Raw genomic sequence first — 22,610 nt, forward strand, 5'->3', positions numbered from 1 at the left:
GTAATTTATTACGAATGAAAAATTACGAGTTGAGTATAAAATAACTAATCTTGAAAATGAAAAAATACAAATACTTAATAGCGTCAGTACTTTTGATTATATTAATGATTTTAATTTTTATTCCGAGAAATCCAGAAAGAATCTATTTTATTTATGACAAAGATTTGAATGCTTGTAATCAAAAAATAATATGGCACGGAAGCATAAAAGATTCTTACTTAATTTGTAATCATTCAAAATTTATATATTTCAAAAAAAATCAAGAAAAGAAATCAATAATAACTAATCTGAGTAAAATAGATAATTATAAAATTCTATCAAAAGATGAGTTACTAAAAAGATTTCATAATGGAATAAATTATCGAGTAAAAAATGATTTTGATTTATTGGATAGATATAAGAAATTTGATTTTAGACTAATTATTAGAGATACTATTTTGAATAAGATAGAAATAATCCCAGTTAATAATATTCGAATTTTGAGTTGAACAATATAACAAATTACAACACCGTACAAAATTAATTGCTTGGTTTTGGCACATTTACGAAAATTCTTTGGGATTTTCTATTCGGTAATTATTTACTAAATTAAGTGTTTAAACAACGCAACTAATCTTGTACAAACACGTTGCCATTAATTAGAAAGTTTATTGACAATACTTCTCCAATGAATGATTCTGATTGGACCTTTTTTCTTGTAAATTAAAAAAAAGTAAAGTTCAAAAAAAAAAAAACACCACCTTATTAAAGATTGGCAAGGTTGCAAATTATTTATAATTCATTGCCAAAGTAATAATCCGACTTTATATTCCTAGAATTGAAAATGATTTAACTTTTGGCTTTTTACTTGACAATTAATTTGTTACGGGCTATGATTCTTTTTTAACACAAAGCTGTCTAAACATCAAATTGAAACCTTAACAGAAACAATCTTGTGGAAAATTTCAAACAAAGACCTGCAAGAAGCTTATCAAAAAACAAGTAGTGGAAATATTATTGGTAGAAAAATGGCGGAAAACATGTTTTTAATAAAATCGAAAAGAGAGCTTTCATTTTTAAGTAAAACAGCAGAAGAAAGGTTTTTAGATTTATTCTCTGACAGACCAGAATTATTTCAACAAATACCTTTAAAACATATTGCCTCATACATGGGTGTTACACCACAAGCATTAAGTAGAATAAGAAAACGTATTACTTAACTTGGGCTCATTGTTATCTCATGAACTTTTCTGAACTTTACATTCCAATAATTTAGAAAAACTAAAAACAATGAATAAATTAATCACAAATCGAAATCTGACAATTATAAATTTCACAATTGTATCCTTCTTTATTTTAATCTACATAATTAATTTTTATGAAATAGATTTTGTCTTAATTGGAGTACTTCGAGAATTATTAACAATCCCATTTCTTATTGCACAATTATTTTTCTTAGTCATTGGAGTAAAATATTTAATTAAAAACAGTCGGAATTTCTGGACAATAATTAGTTTTGTTTCATTAGCTATTTGTACTGCAATTACAATTGGGTCATTCATTTAAAAAAAATAAAGATTCACATGAGTAAACTGAATTCAATGATTACCTACATTCAATAATTTAACGCAACAACTTTACTCCTACCGCACACTGTAAGCACCTTTTTTTATTACAATAATTATTTTTAAGTTCTATTAAAGCCTGAGTTTCATAAGCATTTTTTACTTTTACTCCAATTTCATCGAACTTAGAAATAATACTATTTTTTTCTGATTTTATTTTTTGAAGAATCTCTAAAAACGCTACTTCATTTACTTCTCCTTTATTTTTTTGATATAAAAATTTCAGAGGAATAATAGTGTTTATCAGTAATAAATCTACAAACGATTTAGATAGTTTTTTTGGTGTTAATTTTGAAGTTTTATCAAATGTATAATGTGTTTTCCAGAACGGATGTACATCAATTTCAAACAAATCATAAAATTCTTTTAAGGTTTCTATTTGCATCATTTTAGAAAATAAATTCTGATGTAAATGATACAAAGCTATTAATTGCGCAATACGTATCGTTGGAAAATTAGGTGGTCTCATTCTAAAAAAAGAAAACTGATTTTTAGAAATTGACTTCAAATTATATTTATGTTCTAAATAATTATACTCGGTTTTTAATTGTTGAGAATACGCATCTTCAAGAACTTCCTCTAAAAATCCTGCTTGTCCAAATAACAAGGCAGCTAATTGATTTTCATTAAACCTTACTTTTCTTAGCATAGAAAAGTCAAAAGATGTTGCCAAACTAAAAAAGGCATCACCATTAACTTTCAACCCAAAATTCTTTGCTAATAACTTAAATAAAACCGCCTCATAGTCATTTTGATTATCTACCAAAACCTGATTCATTTCGATAGATTTTCGTTCTAAACGCTCAAAAAATAATCGTTCTTTCCAATTTTCAAGTGTAAAATCATCAACAGAACTAATTTCTGTTTCACAAGGAATCCAACGTTGATTGGTTGAAAATAAATTACGATAATTATCTAAAGCCGATTTAAACACAAAATCTTTTAAAACTAAAACAGGTAAAGGTATATTATTCTTCATAAAAACAGTTGCATCATCTTCCAAAACCACATGCAAAATAACTGCATCATAATTTTTATCAATTTCATGATGATGCGCATACCAATCAGACGATTTTAAATGAATTTCTACATTACCAATCCAAAGTTGGTTTTCAATTTTAATTTGAGCATTCAAAAAATCTGGTCCAGAATTATGGTTGTGATTTCCAGCTTTTAAAATATTTAAACTTTCTTTAGTAGTTGTTTTTAAATCATGAATAGAAAATAATTGATACTTCCATACATAATGAAGAAAATCCTCATTCATAGTTTTTTTGTTATCAAGATACAAAAAATGATTTATACCTTTATCAATATTTATAATCACATGAATAGAACTCATCTAAAAGAATGACTTATTTTTGTAACCTAATTAAGATAAATGAATATTATAGATAGTTTAAAATGGCGTTATGCTGTTAAAAAGTTTGATTCAGAAAAACAGCTTTCTGAAACACAAATAAACACTTTAAAAGAAGCTTTTAACTTAACAGCAACTTCTTACGGCTTACAACCTTTAAAATTAGTTGTAATTAAAAATAAAGAGATACAAAAGGAACTAGTTGCACATTCTTTTAACCAAAATCAACTATTAGAAGCGTCTCATGTTTTAGTTATTTGTGTTATTGATAATTATACTACAGAAGAAATACAAAATTATTTTAAATTAGTTAAAGAAATTAGAAATACACCCGAAACCATTACAAAGCCCTTTAAAGATTTTTTGATGGAAGATGTTCAGAAAAAAACACAAGAAGAATTACTTCTATGGAATAAAAACCAAGCGTATATAGCATTAGGTAACTTAATGACCGTTTGTGCCATAGAAAAAATAGACGCTTGCCCTATGGAGGGTTTTATTCCGGATAAATATATTGAAATTCTGAATCTGAATGCACTAAATTTAAAACCCGTTTTGGTTATACCTGTAGGCTTTAGAGCAGATGATTGTTATATGAAAGATTTAACTAAAGTTAGAAAAAACTTAACAGAAACTGTTATAGAAATAGTGTAAATTTACTGACTGAAATTTAGTTTTAAGGCTTTTTTTAGCCTTCAAAAATTTATAATAAAAAACAAGAAAATGAGTAAAGAAGTAAGAAGTTTAGAACCTAAAATTGTTTGGAATCATTTTGCAGATTTAAATGCAGTTCCTCGTCCTTCTAAAAAAGAAGAACGTGTAATTCAATTTATGGTAGATTTTGGTAAGCACTTAAACCTTGAAACTTTTGTAGATAAAGTAGGTAATGTAATTATTAAAAAACCAGCTACAAAAGGTTTAGAAAACAGAAAAACTGTTGTTTTACAAGGCCATTTAGATATGGTTCATCAAAAAAACTCGGATACCGTTTTCGATTTTGACAAAGAAGGCATCAAAATGCTAATTGATGGTGATTGGGTTACTGCCCATGGAACCACCTTAGGAGCAGATAATGGTTTAGGAGTTGCTGCAATTATGGCCATTTTTTCTTCTGATGATATTGAACACCCAAACCTAGAAGCGCTATTTACTATTGATGAAGAAACTGGTATGACTGGTGCAATGGGACTTGAAGGTGGAATTTTAGAAGGAGAGATTCTTTTAAACTTAGACACAGAAGAAGATGATGAAATAGGCATGGGTTGCGCTGGTGGTATAGACGTTACAGCCACTAGAACTTATAAGGAAGAAGAAACTTCTAAATACTCAACAGCTTTTTCTATTACCGTAAAAGGATTAAATGGTGGACATTCTGGAATGGATATTCATAAAGGACTAGGAAATGCCAATAAAATTATGAACCGTTTATTATTTGACGGTTTCACTAATTTTGGATTGCGAATTTCTGAAATAAATGGAGGTAGTTTACGTAATGCAATTCCCCGTGAAAGCACTGCTCTAATAACTGTAGATAAAATATCTAAAGAAGCATTTGTATTAGAAACCAACCTGCTTATTAACAATATAAAAGAAGAGTTCTTAACATTAGAGCCAAACTTAACCGTTGATATTCAAAAAGTTGCCTTACCTGTAAAAGTGATGGAAATAGGCGTTCAAGAAGGGTTTTTAAAATCTATTTATGCAGCAATTAATGGCGTGTATAGAATGAGTCCGGATATTAAAGATTTGGTAGAAACCTCTAATAATATTGCCAGAGTAATTGTAAAAGACGGACAGATAAAAGTAGGTTGTTTAACGCGCTCATCATCAGAAAGCAATAAATTAGATTTGGCAAATTCATTAAAATCTGCTTTTGAACTCTCTGGTTTTGATGTTGATTTATCAGGAGAATATCCTGGTTGGCAACCCAATGTAAATTCAGCAATTTTAGACATCATTTCTAACTTATATGAAACCTTACATGGTGAAAAAGCACATGTTGCAGCTTGTCATGCTGGTTTAGAATGTGGTATTTTAGGTCAGAATTACCCAGACATGGATATGGTTTCTTTTGGGCCAACCATAACAGGGGCACATTCACCAGATGAAAGAGCCTCTATTTCATCAACACAAAAATTCTGGAAATTTTTAGTAGCCATCCTAAAGAACATTCCAAAGAAATAGAACAATATTACTTGTTAGAAACCGAAGTTTACGCTTCGGTTTTTTTTTGATGAAATTTGTTTAAAAATTCGACAAAAACCATCATAACAAACTAAATGTCAGTATTTTATATTTTTATCTTTTTGTTAACATCTTTCATTTTCTAAAAACATAAAAAAACGTAATTTTACTAACTTTAAACTAAACTTTTATAATGGGGAAAATAATTGCTATTGCAAATCAAAAAGGAGGTGTTGGTAAAACAACAACAAGCATTAATTTAGCTGCTTCCTTAGGTGTTTTGGAGAAAAAAGTTTTGTTAATTGATGCAGATCCACAAGCAAATGCTTCATCTGGCTTAGGTATTGATGTAGAGGCTGTAGAATATGGTACCTATCAAGTTTTAGAGCATTCAATTTTAGCAAAAGACACAATTGTTAAAACAGCTTCTCCTAATGTAGATATTATACCTGCACATATAGATTTAGTAGCTATTGAAATAGAACTCGTAGACAAAGAAGACAGAGAATATATGTTAAAAAAAGCGTTAGTCGACATAAAAGACGATTACGATTATATTTTAATTGACTGTGCACCGTCTTTAGGTTTAATAACTTTAAACTCTTTAGTAGCGGCAGATTCTGTTATTATTCCTATTCAGTGTGAATATTTTGCACTAGAAGGATTAGGAAAACTATTAAATACGATTAAAAGCGTACAGAATATTCATAATTCAGATTTAGACATAGAAGGATTACTTTTAACAATGTTTGATTCTCGTTTACGCCTTTCTAATCAAGTAGTTGACGAAGTTAGAAAACATTTCTCTAGCATGGTTTTTGATACCATTATTAGAAGAAATACACGTTTAGGTGAAGCACCAAGTTACGGAGAAAGTATTATTGCATACGATGCAACAAGTAAAGGTGCTGTAAATTACTTAAATTTGGCACAAGAATTATTAAAAAAGAATTCGTAACATGGCAAAAGCAACCAAGAAACAAGCTTTAGGACGAGGATTATCTGCTTTATTGCAAGAATCTTCTAACGTAATTTCTGCATCCGATAAGAATGCAGATAAAGTTGTTGGAAGTATTATTGAAATAGAATTAGACTTGATTGATGTAAACCCATTTCAACCAAGAACTTATTTTGATGAAGAAGCATTAAGAGAACTCGCTAGTTCTATAAAAGAGTTGGGCGTTATTCAGCCAATTACGGTTAGAAAACTAGAAGGTAATAAATTTCAATTAGTTTCTGGTGAGCGTCGTTTTAGAGCATCAAAATTAATTGGAAACAAAACTGTACCCGCATATATAAGACTTGCCAACGACCAAGAAATGCTAGAAATGGCATTGGTAGAAAACATACAACGTAAAAACTTAGACCCTATTGAGGTTGCTTTATCTTACCAACGTTTAATTGATGAAATTCAGTTAACACAAGAAGATTTAAGTACAAGAGTTGGTAAAAAACGTTCTACGGTTACCAATTATCTACGTTTGTTAAAATTAGATCCAATTTTACAAACGGGTATGCGAGATGGTTTTATTTCTATGGGGCATGGTCGTGCTATGATTAATGTAGAAAACACAGAAGATCAATTAGCTATTTACGAGAAAATATTAAGAGATAAGTTATCTGTAAGACAAACTGAAGACTTAGTAAAAAGTTTAAAATCTGGTACCATTGCAAAACCAAAGAAAAAACCTGTACCTAACTACATTAAAAGCAGTGTTAAAGATATTAGCGAATACTTTGGTCATAAAATAGACGTTTCTGTTAGTAGTAATGGTAAAGGTAAAATTTCAATTCCTTTTCATTCTGAAGAAGATTTTAACCGAATAAAAAACTTATTAAAATAAGTGCTTTTAAAAAAAATCATATTTGTTTTATTACTAACGCTTCTTTCTGCGTCCATTTTTGGGCAGAAAGATTCTGTAAATGTAAAAGGTCTAAAAATTAAAGGAGATATAAAAATAGAAAAAGGTGGTGTTTATGATGCCTTAGCCCCATCTAAAGCGGCATTTTATTCAGCTATATTTCCAGGAATGGGGCAAATTTATAATAAAAAATATTGGAAAGCTCCAATTGTTTGGGCAGCTATGGGTACTAGTATATATTATTATTTAGACAACAACAAAGAATACAAAAGGTATAGGACCGCTTATAAGTTAAGAAAAAACGGATTACAAGATGAATTTACTCTAGATGATGGTACTGAAATAATTTCATTAACCACTTTAGAAACGGCTCAAGAACAACTAAGCGAAAATAGAGACATGTCTTTATTAACAACTGTTATTTTGTATGTTTTACAAATTGTAGAAGCTAGTGTAAATGCACATCTACTTCAATTTAACACCGATGATAATTTATCATTTAAACCCACTTTTGTAATTGATCCAATTTATGTGGAAGCACCAAAAGTAGGTCTAACAATTAAATATAATTTTTAAAATGAAGATTGCACTATTAGGTTATGGAAGAATGGGTAAAGAAATTGAAAAAATTGCTTTATCTCGTGGACATGAAATAGTAATTAGAAAAGATGTAGATGATGTAATTGATATAACGTTGGCAGATGTTGCCATCGATTTTAGCGTGCCTTCTTCTGCTTATAATAATATTACCAATTGTATAAACAACAATGTTCCTGTAATTTCTGGAACTACAGGTTGGCTAGATAAATATGAAGATGCTGTTGCACTTTGTAAAGAAAAAAACAGTGCTTTTATTTATGCTTCTAATTACAGTTTAGGGGTAAATATTTTCTTTGAGCTAAATAAGCAATTGGCAAAAATGATGAGTTCTTTAGAAGATTATAATATTTCTATGGAAGAAATTCATCACACCAAAAAATTAGATGCACCAAGTGGAACAGCTATTACTTTGGCGGAAGGAATTATAGAAAATTCTTCTAAGAATAATTGGGAATTAGATGAAAAAACATCCGAAGAAAATATTCCTATTGTAGCTAAAAGAATTCCGGATGTACCAGGTACTCACACTGTTTGGTACGACTCTGAAGTAGATTCTATAGAAATTAAACATACAGCTCATAGTAGAAAAGGATTTGCTTTAGGCGCTGTTGTTGCAGCAGAATGGATTCTGGGTAAAAAAGGAATTTTCTCTATGAAAGATGTGTTAAACATCCGTTAAAAACTGTAACATATTCTTTTTTTTTACTCTAATAAAATATACTTATCTCCTCGAGCGCAGTCGAGAGGTATAAAATAGATATTACAAGTTCTCGACTGCGCTCGAACAGACATTAAACAGTACAATTATGACTTATATAGAGTGGTTTATCTTTTTCTTAGCAATACAAGTAATTCATTTTTTAGGCACCTGGAAACTATATGTAAAAGCAGGTAGAAAAGCTTGGGAAGCTGCAATACCAGTATATAGCGGAGTTGTATTAATGAGCATTATTAAACGCCCAAAATGGTGGATTTTCTTATTATTCATTCCTATTGTAAACCTATTAATGTTTCCTGTTATTTGGATAGAAACCATTAGAACTTTTGGTTTTTATAAAAAATTAGATTCCTTTTTAGTCATTATTACTTTAGGACTCTATATTTTTTACATCAATTATGCTACTGACACAAAATACAATAAAGAGAGAAGTTTAAAACCTCGCTCTGAATTGGGAGAATGGGTAAGTTCTATTGCTTTTGCAATTATTGCAGCAACTTTAGTACATACCTATTTTATGCAACCTTTTACTATACCAACATCCTCATTAGAAAAATCTTTATTAGTAGGAGATTATCTTTTTGTAAGCAAGTTTCATTATGGTGCTAGGGTTCCATCTACAGTTATTGCTGCTCCAATGGTCCATGATTCTTTACCTATTGTAGGAACTGCATCCTACTTAAAATCACCTCAATTACCTTATACACGTTTACCTGGCTTACAAAAAATTAAAAATAATGATATTGTTTGTTTTAATTGGCCTGCAGATACTTTGGCTACGATGTGGGGAGATACTTCTGGTAAATTCACGTATAAACCGGTTGATAAAAAAACCAACTATGTAAAACGTTGCGTAGGTATTGCAGGAGATTCTTTAGAAATTAAGGATGGTTATGTGTACATCAACGGAAAAAAGAACATATTACCATACAGAGCTAAAATTCAATTTTATTACACGTACGAAGCTAAATCTGCTATTGACATTAATAACTTTCCAAAATTTTTAATCAATAAAGAAAGAACAGGAGTTTACAAAATTTTAAATGAATATTGGAACAACCCAAAAGTTCAAGAAGCTTTTAAAAAGAGTGCTAACTTATCTAAAATAGGCTCAGATTCTTTATATACAGAAGTTGCAGGTGGCGTTTCTCAAGATTTAGCAAGTCGTCTAAAAATGACGAATGTAGCAAACAAAATAAACATCAATTTAACCGAAGAAGAGTTTAATCAACTTAAAAAATATCCTGCTACAGTATCTGTAAAAAAGGTAAATCATGGAGCAGATAATGCTATTTTTCCTCATGTAGAATCGAATCATTGGAGTCAAGACAATTTTGGCCCAATTTACATTCCTAAAGCAGGAGCAACCGTAAAGTTAGATGCTACTTCGATTCCATATTATGAACAAATTATTAAAAATTATGAAAACAACGATTTACAAATTGTTGGAGATAATATTTTTATTAATGGTAAAAAAGCAGATTCTTATACTTTTAAACAAGATTATTATTGGTTAATGGGAGATAACAGACACAACTCTCTAGATGCTCGTTATTGGGGATATGTACCTTTTGATCATGTTTTAGGTAAACCCGTTTTAATTTGGTTTAGTTGGGATGCAAATGCACCTACTTTTGGTGAAAAAATAAAATCTATCCGCTGGGACAGAATGTTTACAACCGTAGGTGGAGATGGTGAACCTGTTTCTTACAGATATTATGTTTTAGCTTTAATAGCTTTATATTTTGGATATAGTTTTTATAAAGGAAAAAAAGGTAAGAAATAGTATTCATTTTACAGTGGCAGTTTCCAGTTTTTCTCACGAAGACGCAAAGTTACAAAGAAACTAACTGTTACTGTAAACTGAGATTGCATACTGAGATTGCATACTGAGAACGAGACTGAATACTAAACCTGAAAACTAATAAAAAATGTCCTTATTTATACCTACTTACTTTGGACCTATTTCTCAATATTCAGAGATTGTAAAATCGGATTCAGTTGTTTTTGAAATGGACGATAACTTTCAAAAACAGAGCTATAGAAATAGATGCTATATATATAACGCAAACGGAAAACAGCTATTAAATATTCCTGTTAAGGATAAAAATAAAGGAAGTTCTCAACGAAAAAAAACAAAAGATTTATTGGTTGATAACGATGCGCATTGGCAAGATCATCATTTAAAATCTTTACAAACTGCTTATAGGACTTCTCCTTTTTACGAGTTTTACGAAGACGATTTACTTAAAATATTCAACAAAAAATATACTTTTTTACAAGATGTAAATATGGACACGCATTTGTTTATTGCAGATGTCTTACAAATACCATTGCAATACTCTAAAACCGAAGAATATACTGTAGAAACTACAGAAAAAGACTTTAGAGAATTGGTAAATGCAAAACATCAACCAAAAAAATTAGTCGAAAAATACATACAAATGTTTGACGATAAGCATGGTTTTATTTCTAATTTATCTATTTTAGACTTAGTCTTCATGGAAGGACCAAATGCAATTAGTTTTTTATAATTAATTGCATTAAATTAAGACTTATAACTTCAAATCTCTCATTTGTGAACATATTATCTGTTTTTATTAATAACATCCACAAGTTACCCTCAAAATCCTATCAAAAATTTTTAGCTATTACTGAATTAAAAAAGTTTCATAAAAACGATATTTTGACTAAAACAGGTGATATACCTACACATTTATATATTTTAAAAAGAGGAATTGTTAGGTCTTATTACGAAGATGAAAAAGGAAAAGAATATATAAGAAGTTTATTTGTTCCTTATTGTTCTACGGGTTCGTTTGGGGCATTGGTTTCTAATAAAAGTTCATTATTAACCTATCAATGTTTAACTGACTGTGAATTATATTCTATAAATTATAAAAAATTAAAAAAACTTGCTTCAGCGGATATTGACATTGCAGTTATGTACGCAAATGCATTAGAGAGTGTTTTTTTATTATTTGAAAAAAAAATATATAATTTATCAGTTTTAGATGCTACAGAAAGATATAAAGCAGTTAAAAAAGAAATACCTAATATAGAAAATATTATTCCGCAGTATCATATAGCATCATATTTAAATATTTCGGCTGTACAATTAAGTAGAATAAGAAAAAAATTAAACTCAAAATAATTCTATTAACATAGGTAAAGAATTAAAATACAAATTATACCTAAATTAGCAGTGTAAAAGTTCAATGTCCCCCAAAGAATAATTATACTCAAAAAGGTTTGTTTTGTAAAAAGAATAAACCTTTTTTTTATGTCAAAATTTATAATACATTATGCTCTTCATTTTATAGTACCTGCTTTTATAGCTTATTTCTTTTTTAAAGATAAATGGAAAATGGTGTACTTAATATTTTTGTTTTCTATGCTAGTAGATTTAGATCATTTATTAGCTACTCCTATTTTTAAAGAGAACCGATGCAGTATTAACTTTCATCCTTTACACTCTTATATTGCCATTGGTTTTTATGTAGTAGGATTATTCTTTAAGAAAACGAGAATACTTTGTATTGCACTGCTATTTCACATGCTAACCGATTACATAGATTGCTATTTATAGTATTTTTTAAGGAGTAGATCAAACTCATTAGAAACATGAAGTTTAAGCACCAAGAAAATATAAATCACAGTTATTAAAATACTTTTTAACGCTATATTTATAATAGGATGAACAGGAAACCTCCACAAATAGACATCACATATTGGAAAATCCCAAAAGTTAAAAGCTAAATATAATAGAGCAATAATCAAAATCATTTTTAAAGACTTGTCTGTAAAAGGAGTCATAGAAAACTTACTTTTTACAAAAAATAATTTAAAAGTGTTTGCCAAAAAGACAACTATTAAAGTTGCTAAGGCCAAACCATCCGTTCCCATATCTAATTGGTAATAAAACAATTTATTTAAAAAGTACACAGACAAAGCCATAAAGACACTAATAGGTAACGTAACTCGGTAGAACTTAGAATTATTTATGATAGCTCCATTATTACCTAAAAATCCGTTGTATAGCTTCAGTATAGAAATCATTAGCACTACCAAAGCACCCTCTCCGTACTCTTTAGGTAACAAGTTAAATAACTGCCCTACATTTGCATTAATCAAAACAAAAAATAGTCCGCTAATTAATAATAAATTAATAGAACTCTTTTTATACAAAGAAGCTACTTCTTTATGATTTTCTTCATTTAATGTCTTAGAAGTTAACGGCTGCAAAATATTTAACATTGCCCTACTTGGCGCTTCTATAAAAGAACCTATAAAAACAGCTACAGAATAATAAGCTGCTTTAACTAAAGACTCTTTACCTGGTATCATAAACTTATCTATATCTAAAATAATAGCACCTGCACTTCCTGCTAAAATAATATAACCAGAAAAACGAATTACTTCTTTGAAATTATCTGGTTTAGAAAAGGTGAATTTTGGCATATATAAACTAAATGCATAAAACATCATTATAAACATTCTTAGAAAATAGGCACCCGTTAAATAATATATAAATTCTGGTTTTGTAATCAATTCAAAGTAGACCGCAAATAGTAAAATCATTACCATTACTCTATTATACAACTCTTTTAAAATATTACCAAAAACAGACTGAAACTGAACTTTAGCCCAAGCATAAAAAATCTCAAAGTAAGAACAAGCTACAGCAATCAGGTAAATAACAAACGTATAATCTTTTATAATTGGGTTTTCTATAGATAAATAATCACCTATTTCTTGATAAAAATGGTTTCCTAAAAAAGCAATAGGAATTGCAATTAATAATGGTAAAAAAAGGACTGATGATAAAAACCGATCTTTCTCTACTTTTGTAAAATAACTCGAAAAAAACTTCACAATGGTATGATGAATTCCTAACGCAATTAAAGGCATTAGCAGGTTAGAAGTAGACAACAAAAAAGTTACCAAACCATAATATTCATCTTCTAAAAAACGAGTATATAAAAACAAGGTATTAATTCCGCCAAAAGCAAAACCAAGGTAAATAAAAAGAGTATTTTTAAATGACTGTTTTAAAATGATCCCCATACTTACGAATGTAAACTTTTAATAATCAAAGCTAACTCTTTCGTCAATTCTTTTCTATGATATCTTTCTATGCCTTTAGATTTCACTTCTAAAGTTCCTAGCTTAAATTGATGATATAACCGTTCTATTTCTAAGGTAATTTTTTCTTCATTTTCAAAATCAATTACAACTCCTGCATTGGTCTCTTTTAATATTTCTGATAAATCCCCATCTTCCGGTCCAATCGCTAAAATGGGTCTTTTTGCTGTTAAATACTCAAATAATTTTCCAGTTAATATTCCTTTAGATTTTTCTACATTCGGAATTAACAACAACAATACTTGTGCTTTTTTCTGATATTCTATAGCAGTCTCATGAGAAACATATCCTTTAAAATCAGAATTATCTAGTAAATTATTTTTTGATATTACTTCTTTAACTTCATCAGAAATATCACCAATAAAATTCAGTTTTAAATCGTTCTTAAAGTCTTTATTTTTTAAAGTAAGTTGGCTTAAAACTTTAAAAAACACTTTTGGGTTACTTTGTTTTGGCAACAACCCGATGTACGAAATGGAAAATTTAGCATCTAAATTAATTGCACTTTTGGTTAAAACTTCATCATCAAAACCATTGCTGATAACCTCTACTCTACTAGCTTTTTTAGCAAATTCAATTTTTAAAGAATTACTAACTGTCAACACACAATCTGCATTTTTTAAAACAGTTTCTTCTAATTTTCTATTTCTATTTTTAGCAAATGATAATTGCTTAAAATCTTTATTATAATACAAATCTGACCAAGGATCTCTAAAATCTGCAAGCCATTTTATATTATTTTTCTTCTGTAATTTCTGAGCAATTAAATGCATACTGTGTGGCGGCCCCGTAGAAATAATAGTATCAATTTTATGAGAATCTAAATACTTCTGAAGGTATTTTACAGATGCTTTTACCCAAAACACTTTAGGATCTGGAATAAAAAAATTCCCTCTAATAAAAGATAAAATACCGCTGTTACTAACGTTAGAAATTCCGCTTTTTTTAGGTTTCTTTTTTTTCCAAAAAAGTACATCCGCCGGTTCCCAAATAGGTTGTTTTAAAACTTCTATATTTTTTGGAACCTCATTTATTAAGCTTAAATCTTCCTTCGGATAATTGACATCATCAACGGTATACACCACAGGTTCTATTCCGAATTCTTGTAAATATTTTACAAACTTCAACCAACGTTGCACTCCAGAACCTCCTGCTGGTGGCCAATAATATGTAATTATTAATACTTTCACTATTGTAAGTTATCGTATAAATGTAGTAGTTTTTTAGAAGTTTGTTCCCAAGAAAATTCATTTTCTATAAACTCTTTTCCATTTTGTCCTAATTCATTTCTTAATTTTTCATCCTTGTAGAGCATTAAAATTTTATCAGAAAAATGTTTAACATCTCTATCTTTATGAATTAAGCCTGTATTATGTTTTTCAACAACTCTTTTTTGAGCGGTAGCATCACTTACCAAAAGAGGTTTTGCGAGACTCATATACTGAAAAATCTTATTTGCATACGCAACATCGTGTTGTAAATTTCTATGCAAAGGCGAAATACAAATAGCACTCGATAAAATATAAGACTGAAATAAAGAAACATTTTGCCAACCTTCAAAATCGACAAATTCTTCTAATTTTAAATCGGCAACTTGTTGTTTTAAAACAACATCTGTAGTATTCTTACCTACAATTACCAACTTAATATTTGGAATCGATTCCTTTAAAGAAATTAGCGATTCAATGGCTGTTTGTAAGCCTCTTCTTAAATGTGTATCGCCTAAATATAAGAGTACAAAATTGTCTTTGTATCTCTCTACAATCGTTTTATCAATCGTATAATTGGTGTAAAATGATTCTCTAATCGTATTCGGAACTAGTACTAACTTATCTTTTGCTGATGGAATTCTTTGTGCTAAATTCTCTAAAAATTCTGGAGAAACAGCAATTACCTTAGTTGCTTTTCCTATAAATTCCTTTTCTTTCTTTTTCCATTTTAATGGTGAAATCAAATACTTTCCCGGAAACTTTTGAAGATGTGGATACAACTTCATTACTTCAGGCATATTATCATGCAAATCTAAAACTACAGGTAAATGAAATCCATTATTCACATTAAAAACAGCCTGTGCAATTCTGATATCATGAATATGAAAAGCATCAATTTTTGTTTCTTTTACAAACTGATGAATTTTTTTTCCCATCAAAAAATGATACAAAGAAAAGGTATATGCTAAAGCGGATAATTTATACTCTAGTTTATTAGAAGCATATCTTTTAACCTGAATTCCGTTTATAACTTCAGACGATTTTTCATCGGCATATTTTAAACAAAATAGAAAAACATCATGTCCTGCTTTTACCAAAGAAACGGCTTCGTTTTCTACTCTCGGATCTGGTGGAAACGGAGCATCCAAAATCATTCCTATTTTCATTTCTTTAATCTCTTCTTTTCATAAAAGAACCAACCAACGGTTATCAATAGTAGCAAAGCATAAGAAGATAAAGAAATGATTTTCCCTTGCTGAATTACTTTTGGCTCAAACTTAAACTCTATCGTATGTTCTCCTGCAGGAATCGTCATTCCTCTTAACACATAATCTACACGTACGTATGGCGTTAATTTTCCGTCTACATAAGCGTTCCAACCATCTTTATAATAGATTTCAGAAAATACAGCAAATTGTTCTTTGTTTGTTTTAGATTGATATGTTAACGTTGTAACATCGTAATTTAAAAGTTTTATAGAAGCTGTTGAGTCAATTTCTTTAGGAAATATAATTCTATCTTTTACAGAAGGGTCGGATTGATAAACGGCAACCGTCTTTGTATTTAAAGAATCTAACGCTTGTATTTCCTGATTCGCAGAGTTTACAATTTTTACATGTTCTACAAACCATGCATTTCCGTTGGCATCTGGGTTTAATTGCGATTGTTTTTCTCCTTTATCATTGCCAATAATAAAATACTTGGTGTTTAACATGTTTAAAACTTGCATGTTATTTTTGGCTATTTGAAAATCGAATAATTCTTGATAACGTCCTAATTTAGCTGCATGATATCCACCAATAGATTGATGAAAATAAGAGGTACTTCCATCATTCATTGGATTTACCGTAAAATTACCAACTCTATAATGACTTTTATCTTGTAATATAATTTTATCTGCTGTTGAAGCTATAAATGGTTTATCAATTTTTCTTGCAGATTTAAAATCGGTTTCATTCACATACTTTTTATCAACAGAAATTAAATCGAACAGTATAAAAAGTGTCAGTACTAAAATAGCTACACCTTGTTTTAATTTCTCTTTTAACAACATCCATAAAACACCTGCAGAAAGTATCATTAAAAATAATGAACGCAAAGTATCTGTTAATAACATCGATTTTCTATCAGAAATAATTGCATCTGTTAAACCAGGTAACTGCTTGTATTGAGCATCTCTTAATCCTTCAAAGGTTGAAAAACCATGTGCTAGTAAAAAACCTACAATAATTAATCCTCCAAAAACATACACTGCTTTTTTTAGAGCATCTCGTTTTTCATCCGAAGAAATTTTAGAAGAAAAGAATTCTTTTAAAGCCAAAACACCTAAAATAGGCACAGATAATTCAGCGATGATTTGTATCGATGAAACTGCTCTAAACTTATTGTATAACGGAAAATAATCAATAAAAAAGTTGGTTAAAACATCAAAATTTCTTCCCCAACTCATTAAAATTGAAAATACCGTTGCAGCTACTAACCATTGTTTTAGTCTTCCTTTTACTAAGAACATCCCTAAGAAAAACAGAAAAAATATTACTGCTCCTATATATGCTGGTGCTTCTACAATGTTTTGATCTCCCCAATACGTTAATGCTTGTTCAGAATATTCCTTTGCTGCTTTTTTGCCTGCTTTCGCTTCTAAAAGTTGATAAAAATTTGAATCACCTCCTAATTTCTCCATCGTTCCTCCGCCCATAAAACGCGGAATAAACAAATTAAAAGTCTCTAATTTCGCGTAACTATATTCTGTTATATAGGCTTTATCTAAACCTTTAGTCACTGCTTTTTTGGTTCCATCAGGATTGATGGTTAATTCAGACTTACCTCTTGTACTATGGTCTGCATATTCTTTCATAGCCATTAAACGCGAAGAATTTGCGCCAACACCTAATAAAACAGCTGCAAGAATTACAATAACTTGTTTTATAAATGTTGGAATAATTTTTTCTTTAATGGCGTTTATAAGTTCTACCATTCCTAAAATTAATAGTGAAAACCCAAGATAATAGGTCATCTGAGGATGATTGGTATAAATTTCTAAAGCCATCGCTACACCAGTTACCAAAAACCCTAAAATATATCGTTTCTGAAAAACCCACAACAATCCGGCTAAAACCAATGGCATGTAAGCAATTGCATGCGCTTTTGCATTATGTCCTGCTCCAAAAATAATGATTAAATAGGTTGAAAACCCAAAGGCTAGAGAACCAAAAATTGCCAGTCTCCAATTGACTTTCAACGCCATCATTAATACAAAAAAACTTAAAAAGTACAAAAAAGTATAGTCTGCAGGTCTTGGTAAAAAACGTAAAGTTATGTCTAAAACTCTTACAAAATCATTCGGATAATAGGCACTTACTTGATACGCTGGCATTCCACTAAAAGAAGCACCTGTCCAATAAGGTTCTGCATTTTTATCTGCCCTAAAATCATTAATCTCTTTTACCATTCCGGTAAACTGAGTAATATCAGACTGATTCAGTTTTTGCCCTTTTAAAAGCGGATGAAAATATATAATAGATGCCAAAGCAAAAATTGCCACCGCAACTATATATGGTAAAATTTTAGTAAACTTCATAAATTAATCTATTTCCTCAAAATCTACATATTCTCCAACAGAGTTTCTACTTTGTTGCTGATTACTTGGTTTTTTGTCAATTACTGTTTCTCCTTCAGAAACCGTACTTTTTTGTTCTTGCCCTCCTCCATATTGTTGTTCTGCTTTCTTTTTAATTGTTTCTGCCGCTTTTTTAATTAAAAAAGGAGCGAACAATTTTGCTAAAAACTTAAAACCATAATAAAAAAGAACAATAAAAAAAATAGTTTTTAATAATCCCATTCAAATATATATTTATAAAAAATCAATCAAAAATAACAATTTGAATACAATTGAAGCGTTTACAAACTATAAAACTTTCTTAAACTCAAAAAAGTATCGTTTGCTTTTAAAAAATAGCATTTTTATCCTATGTTTGTGTAGCAGATATTATTACCTATAAAATCGTATCCAAAATTTATGAAAAACCTTTTACTTAAACTTTTTATTACATTTACAATACTTGTATCTAACTATACACAAGCACAATATACAGATGTAATAAATTCTAACAAACCTGGTTTTTCAGAAAGCCCTTATAGTGTTGGTACAGGTGTTTATCAATTTGAAACTAATTTTTTCTACAAAAAAACAAGTATAGAGCCCACTTTTTCTATACCAGAATCTTTTGGAGCAGATTTACTTTTTAGAACAAGTTTTTTTCTTGAAAAATTAGAATTAAATGCGCAGTTCACTTACCAAAAAGACGAAGTAACGTTTAATAACATTTTTACATCACAATATTCAACTTCTGGATTGAGTAAATTTACAATCGGTGCAAAATATTTATTATTTCAACCAGAATATACCGATAAAACGAAAGAAGTAAGAAGTTGGAGAAGGCGACATGCTTTTGATAAAAAACGTTTTATCCCTTCTGTTGCTGTTTATTTGGGTATAAATACAGATGTTGTAAATGACCTTTATAAAACAGAAAGTGTATCGCCAAAATTAGGCGTTTTACTTCAACAAAATCTTACCAATCAATTTAATGTTATTTACAATCTTTACTACGATAAAATAGGTACCGATTTTTCTGAAATTTCTTATATAGTAACAGCTACCCAAAATTTTAGCGATAATTGGTCTGGTTTTATTGAGCATCAAGGCATTTTCTTAAAACATCAAAATAATCTAAATATTGGCGCAGGATTCGCTTATCTTTTTAACAAAGATTTTCAAATGAACACCTCTGCTAGATTTATTAAAGAAGGAAAGTCTCAGGGTATTTACGCAGGTTTAGGGATTTCTTATAGAATAGATAGTCATTATGATTCTTATACCGATTTAAATGACAACGGACAACAAATAAAAGACACGCCAATAAGCAGATACAACAAAAAACAAAATAATTTTTTCTCTAGAATTTTTAGTGTCTTTAAGAAAAAAGATAAGAAGAAACCCATTAGAAAAAGAAGTCGTAAAAGAATTTCTACAAAAGAGAAAAAAGGTGGTTTTTTAGGTTTGTTTGGTAAGAAAAAGAAAAAAGAAGAATCAGAAATAGAAAAATTAGAAAGAGAAATTAAAGAGTTAGAGAAAGAAGTAGAAGATGATTAGAATAACAATTAGAAAAACTATTTTTGTAAAATGATTACAATCAAAAAAATGACTACCAGAAAGGAAATGAAACAATTTGTAACATTTCCTTTTTCACTATACAAGAATAATAAGTATTGGGTTCCGCCAATTATTAAAGATGAAGTTGACAATTTTGACCCAGCAAAAAACCCCGTTTTTGAGAATGCAGATGCACAATTTTTTGTTGCCCTAAGAGATGGTGAAATTGTGGGAAGAGTTATTGCTATAATCAATTGGTTTGAAGTTGAAAAACAACAAATTAAAAAAATGCGTTTTGGTTGGTTTGATGTCATTGATGATATTGAAGTTAGTAAAGTACTTTTAGAAAAAGTTAAAGAAATAGGTCTAGAAAATAAATTAGAATACATAGAAGGACCAATTGGTTTTAATAATTTAGATAAAACTGGAGTTTTAGTGGAAGGTTTTGATCATATAGGAACCATGATTACCTGGTATAATCATCCATATTATAAAGAACATTTAGAGCAATTAGGTTTTGTTAAAGAGAAAGAATATTTAGAAAACAAATTCAAGTTTAAAAATGTAGATGGTGTTTATTTTGATAGAATAAGTAACATTTTAAAAAAACGATTAAAACTTAAAGCATTAGATTTTACCAAGACTAAAGACATTATGCCTTATGTAGATGAAATGTTTGAGGTTTTTAGCGCTTCGTACTCTAAACTATCTTCCTTTGTACCAATCTCTGACTCTCAGATTGCTTTTTTTAAGAAAAAATATATTTCTTTTATCAACCCAGAATATATAAAATTTGTGGTAGATGAGAACAATAAACTAGTAGCATTTGCCATTGTAATGCCTTCTTTTTCTGAAGCTTTACAAAAAGCTAACGGTAAATTATTCCCGTTTGGATTGTTCCATTTATTAAAAGCAAGAAAGCACTCTAAAGACGTTACTTTTTACTTAATTGGTGTGCATCCAGCTTATCAAAACAAAGGAGTACATGCTATTATTTTTGATCAATACACCAAGACATTTGCGCCTTTAGGTATAGAAAATTGCATTAGAACTCCTGAATTAGAAGACAACGAAGCAATAAAAAAATTATGGGAAAATTTTCATCCTGTAACACATAAAAGACGTAGAACGTATAGAAAGAGTATTCAGTAAGCAGTAGCAGTAGCAGTAGCAGTAGCAGTAGCAGTAGCAGTAGCAGTAGCAAAATTAAAAAATCACTGGTTCTTTGCAACGATACTTCTTTGCTACTTTGAAACTAAATCAAAAAAAACATCAAAAACACCTAACTTTAATCTTTTAACTAAACGTGCAACTATTTTATAATTCAGAAATTTCTACAGAAACCACACAAATTACGTTTGATAAAATTGAAAGCAAACATATTGTACGCGTTTTACGCAAAAAAACAAATGATGTTCTAAAAATTACCAACGGAAAAGGTTTTTTGTTTGATGTGCAAATTATTCTTGCTAGTGATAAAAAGTGTTTGGCAGAAGTGATTCGTTTTGAAGAAAAACCAAAACCGTGGAATTATTACCTGCATATTGCCATTGCTCCTACCAAGTTAAATGATCGAATTGAATGGTTTTTAGAAAAAGCCACAGAAATTGGTATTGATGAAATTACGCCAATTATTTGTTCTAATTCAGAACGTAGAATTGTAAAACTAGAACGTTTCGAAAAAATCATTCAGTCTGCAATGAAGCAATCTTTAAAATTTACGCTACCAAAATTAAATGCACCTGTAAAATTAAATGATTTTATTAAACAAGATTTTGAAGGCAAGGTCTGTATTGCACATTGCGAAGAACAAGACAAAAACTTGTTACAATCTGTTATAAAACCATCCGAAAAAACAACTATTTTAATTGGTCCTGAAGGTGATTTTTCTGTAGAAGAAATAAAAAAATGTTTAGCAAAAAACATGATTCCTATTTCTTTAGGCGAAAGTAGATTGCGCACAGAAACAGCTGCTTTAGTTGCTGTAAACACTATTTCGTTTATCAATCAGTAATTTTTACTATCTTGCTTTTAATTCTCACTAAAATAATTAATGAAGCAAACTTTAATTCTATTATTTATATTTCTTAATTTCTATACCAACGCACAAGATGTTGCCATTTTAAAATATAATGGTGGTGGAGATTGGTATGCAAACCCAACTGCAATTCCTAATTTAATAGACTTTGCAAACACCAATATTGGAACTCATATTTCTAAAAATCCACAATCAGTAACGATTGGTAGCGAAGACATTTTTAATTTCCCTATCCTCTTTATGACCGGACACGGAAATGTTTTGTTTTCTGATGACGATGCTAATAATTTAAGAAATTATTTAATTTCCGGCGGATTCCTGCATGTTTCAGACAATTATGGTTTAGATAAATACATCAGAAGAGAACTAAAAAAAGTCTTTCCTAAATTGGAATTCAAAGAAATTCCAAATAATCACCCTATCTACAGTCAGACTTTTAAATTCCCAAACGGTGTTCCTAAAATTCATGAGCATAATAAAAAGCCTGCACAGGGTTTTGGTCTATTTTACGAAGGAAGGTTGGTGGTTTTTTACGACTATGAAACAGATTTAAGTGATGGTTGGGAAGACGAAATTATACACAACGATCCTAAAAATATCCGTGAAAAATCCTTAAAAATGGGTGCGAACATAATTGAGTTTGCTTTTAAGAATTGAGTTAGCTGTTAGCTGTTAGCAAAAATAAAAAACGATACGCTTTGCAACTTTACGTGAAAAAAATAAAATTTGAACC

The 22,610-nt window shown here is 29.5% G+C and carries 22 protein-coding genes; 16 read left to right on the forward strand and 6 right to left on the reverse strand.

Annotation, left to right across the window (positions count from 1 at the left end):
* Positions 1 to 56 precede the first annotated feature (56 nt).
* Both MPF19_RS07235 and MPF19_RS19415 read left to right on the forward strand, forming a co-directional pair.
* Entirely contained in the window at positions 57 to 488 is a 432-nt protein-coding gene (locus tag MPF19_RS07235; RefSeq protein WP_203394008.1) for a hypothetical protein, read from the forward strand.
* Between the two features lie 444 nt (positions 489 to 932).
* Positions 933 to 1,199: a cyclic nucleotide-binding domain-containing protein gene (locus tag MPF19_RS19415; RefSeq protein WP_349666066.1), complete on the forward strand. Its 267-nt coding sequence runs from the start codon at positions 933 to 935 to the stop codon at positions 1,197 to 1,199.
* 403 nt (positions 1,200 to 1,602) lie between these two features.
* On the opposite strand, the gene MPF19_RS07245 is transcribed toward MPF19_RS19415, so the two are convergent.
* Positions 1,603 to 2,871: a DUF2851 family protein gene (locus tag MPF19_RS07245; protein ID WP_249987472.1), complete on the reverse strand. Its 1,269-nt coding sequence runs from the start codon at positions 2,869 to 2,871 to the stop codon at positions 1,603 to 1,605.
* A gap of 114 nt (positions 2,872 to 2,985) precedes the next feature.
* On the opposite strand from MPF19_RS07245, the gene MPF19_RS07250 reads away from it, so the two are divergent.
* The 10 genes from MPF19_RS07250 (at position 2,986) to MPF19_RS07295 (ending at position 11,917) form a co-directional block, all read left to right on the forward strand.
* Positions 2,986 to 3,618, forward strand: a complete 633-nt coding sequence (locus tag MPF19_RS07250) for an NAD(P)H-dependent oxidoreductase (RefSeq protein WP_249987474.1) — start codon at positions 2,986 to 2,988, stop codon at positions 3,616 to 3,618.
* Between the two features lie 69 nt (positions 3,619 to 3,687).
* The gene (locus MPF19_RS07255; protein WP_249987476.1) at positions 3,688 to 5,148 is read left to right on the forward strand and encodes an aminoacyl-histidine dipeptidase; all 1,461 of its coding nucleotides are present in this window, start codon (positions 3,688 to 3,690) and stop codon (positions 5,146 to 5,148) included.
* Positions 5,149 to 5,341: 193 nt separating this feature from the next.
* Complete coding sequence (locus MPF19_RS07260; RefSeq protein ID WP_203394004.1) at positions 5,342 to 6,106, forward strand: ParA family protein; 765 nt, start codon at positions 5,342 to 5,344, stop codon at positions 6,104 to 6,106.
* Position 6,107: 1 nt separating this feature from the next.
* Positions 6,108 to 6,992, forward strand: coding sequence for a ParB/RepB/Spo0J family partition protein (locus MPF19_RS07265; protein WP_203394003.1), 885 nt, complete (start codon positions 6,108 to 6,110; stop codon positions 6,990 to 6,992).
* Positions 6,993 to 7,586, forward strand: coding sequence for a DUF5683 domain-containing protein (locus MPF19_RS07270; RefSeq protein WP_249987478.1), 594 nt, complete (start codon positions 6,993 to 6,995; stop codon positions 7,584 to 7,586).
* A gap of 1 nt (position 7,587) precedes the next feature.
* Positions 7,588 to 8,289, forward strand: a complete 702-nt coding sequence (gene dapB / locus MPF19_RS07275; protein ID WP_203394001.1) for a 4-hydroxy-tetrahydrodipicolinate reductase — start codon at positions 7,588 to 7,590, stop codon at positions 8,287 to 8,289.
* A gap of 127 nt (positions 8,290 to 8,416) precedes the next feature.
* Positions 8,417 to 10,114, forward strand: a complete 1,698-nt coding sequence (gene lepB, locus MPF19_RS07280) for a signal peptidase I (RefSeq protein WP_203394000.1) — start codon at positions 8,417 to 8,419, stop codon at positions 10,112 to 10,114.
* A gap of 145 nt (positions 10,115 to 10,259) precedes the next feature.
* A complete protein-coding gene (locus MPF19_RS07285; RefSeq protein ID WP_249987480.1) occupies positions 10,260 to 10,862 on the forward strand; it encodes a WbqC family protein in 603 nt (200 codons plus the stop codon).
* Positions 10,863 to 10,906: 44 nt separating this feature from the next.
* A complete protein-coding gene (locus MPF19_RS07290; RefSeq protein ID WP_349666067.1) occupies positions 10,907 to 11,482 on the forward strand; it encodes a Crp/Fnr family transcriptional regulator in 576 nt (191 codons plus the stop codon).
* A gap of 129 nt (positions 11,483 to 11,611) precedes the next feature.
* Positions 11,612 to 11,917: a DUF6122 family protein gene (locus MPF19_RS07295; RefSeq protein WP_249987483.1), complete on the forward strand. Its 306-nt coding sequence runs from the start codon at positions 11,612 to 11,614 to the stop codon at positions 11,915 to 11,917.
* On the opposite strand, the gene MPF19_RS07300 is transcribed toward MPF19_RS07295, so the two are convergent.
* From MPF19_RS07300 to MPF19_RS07320, 5 genes are read right to left on the reverse strand one after another with little or no spacing between them, the layout of a single operon-like run.
* Complete coding sequence (locus MPF19_RS07300; RefSeq protein ID WP_249987485.1) at positions 11,908 to 13,395, reverse strand: lipopolysaccharide biosynthesis protein; 1,488 nt, start codon at positions 13,393 to 13,395, stop codon at positions 11,908 to 11,910. The two genes, MPF19_RS07295 and MPF19_RS07300, sit on opposite strands and share 10 nt — an antisense overlap.
* A 2-nt stretch (positions 13,396 to 13,397) precedes the next feature.
* Complete coding sequence (locus tag MPF19_RS07305) at positions 13,398 to 14,663, reverse strand: glycosyltransferase family 4 protein (RefSeq protein ID WP_249987487.1); 1,266 nt, start codon at positions 14,661 to 14,663, stop codon at positions 13,398 to 13,400.
* Entirely contained in the window at positions 14,663 to 15,850 is a 1,188-nt protein-coding gene (locus MPF19_RS07310) for a glycosyltransferase family 4 protein (RefSeq protein ID WP_203393994.1), read from the reverse strand. Before MPF19_RS07310 ends, MPF19_RS07305 begins: the two co-directional genes overlap by 1 nt.
* Positions 15,847 to 18,264, reverse strand: coding sequence for a YfhO family protein (locus tag MPF19_RS07315; protein WP_203393993.1), 2,418 nt, complete (start codon positions 18,262 to 18,264; stop codon positions 15,847 to 15,849). The genes MPF19_RS07310 and MPF19_RS07315 overlap by 4 nt, the downstream gene beginning before the upstream one ends.
* Positions 18,265 to 18,267: 3 nt before the next feature.
* Positions 18,268 to 18,525, reverse strand: coding sequence for a DUF4834 family protein (locus MPF19_RS07320; protein ID WP_203393992.1), 258 nt, complete (start codon positions 18,523 to 18,525; stop codon positions 18,268 to 18,270).
* Between the two features lie 177 nt (positions 18,526 to 18,702).
* Here MPF19_RS07320 and MPF19_RS07325 point away from each other — a divergent pair, with 177 nt between their 5' ends.
* The 4 genes from MPF19_RS07325 to MPF19_RS07340 all read left to right on the forward strand — a co-directional run bounded on the left by MPF19_RS07325 (position 18,703) and on the right by MPF19_RS07340 (position 22,534).
* Positions 18,703 to 19,839: a transporter gene (locus MPF19_RS07325; RefSeq protein WP_203393991.1), complete on the forward strand. Its 1,137-nt coding sequence runs from the start codon at positions 18,703 to 18,705 to the stop codon at positions 19,837 to 19,839.
* 30 nt (positions 19,840 to 19,869) lie between these two features.
* Positions 19,870 to 20,991 carry a GTP cyclohydrolase gene (locus tag MPF19_RS07330; RefSeq protein WP_249987489.1) on the forward strand — a complete coding sequence of 374 codons (1,122 nt, stop codon included), beginning with the start codon at positions 19,870 to 19,872 and terminating at the stop codon, positions 20,989 to 20,991.
* Between the two features lie 154 nt (positions 20,992 to 21,145).
* A complete protein-coding gene (locus MPF19_RS07335; protein WP_249987490.1) occupies positions 21,146 to 21,853 on the forward strand; it encodes a 16S rRNA (uracil(1498)-N(3))-methyltransferase in 708 nt (235 codons plus the stop codon).
* A gap of 39 nt (positions 21,854 to 21,892) precedes the next feature.
* Entirely contained in the window at positions 21,893 to 22,534 is a 642-nt protein-coding gene (locus MPF19_RS07340) for a DUF4159 domain-containing protein (protein ID WP_249987492.1), read from the forward strand.
* The last annotated feature ends 76 nt before the right edge of the window (positions 22,535 to 22,610 follow it).

Source organism: Polaribacter sp. Z014 (genome assembly GCF_023555435.1).
Classification (GTDB): Bacteria; Bacteroidota; Bacteroidia; order Flavobacteriales; family Flavobacteriaceae; genus Polaribacter.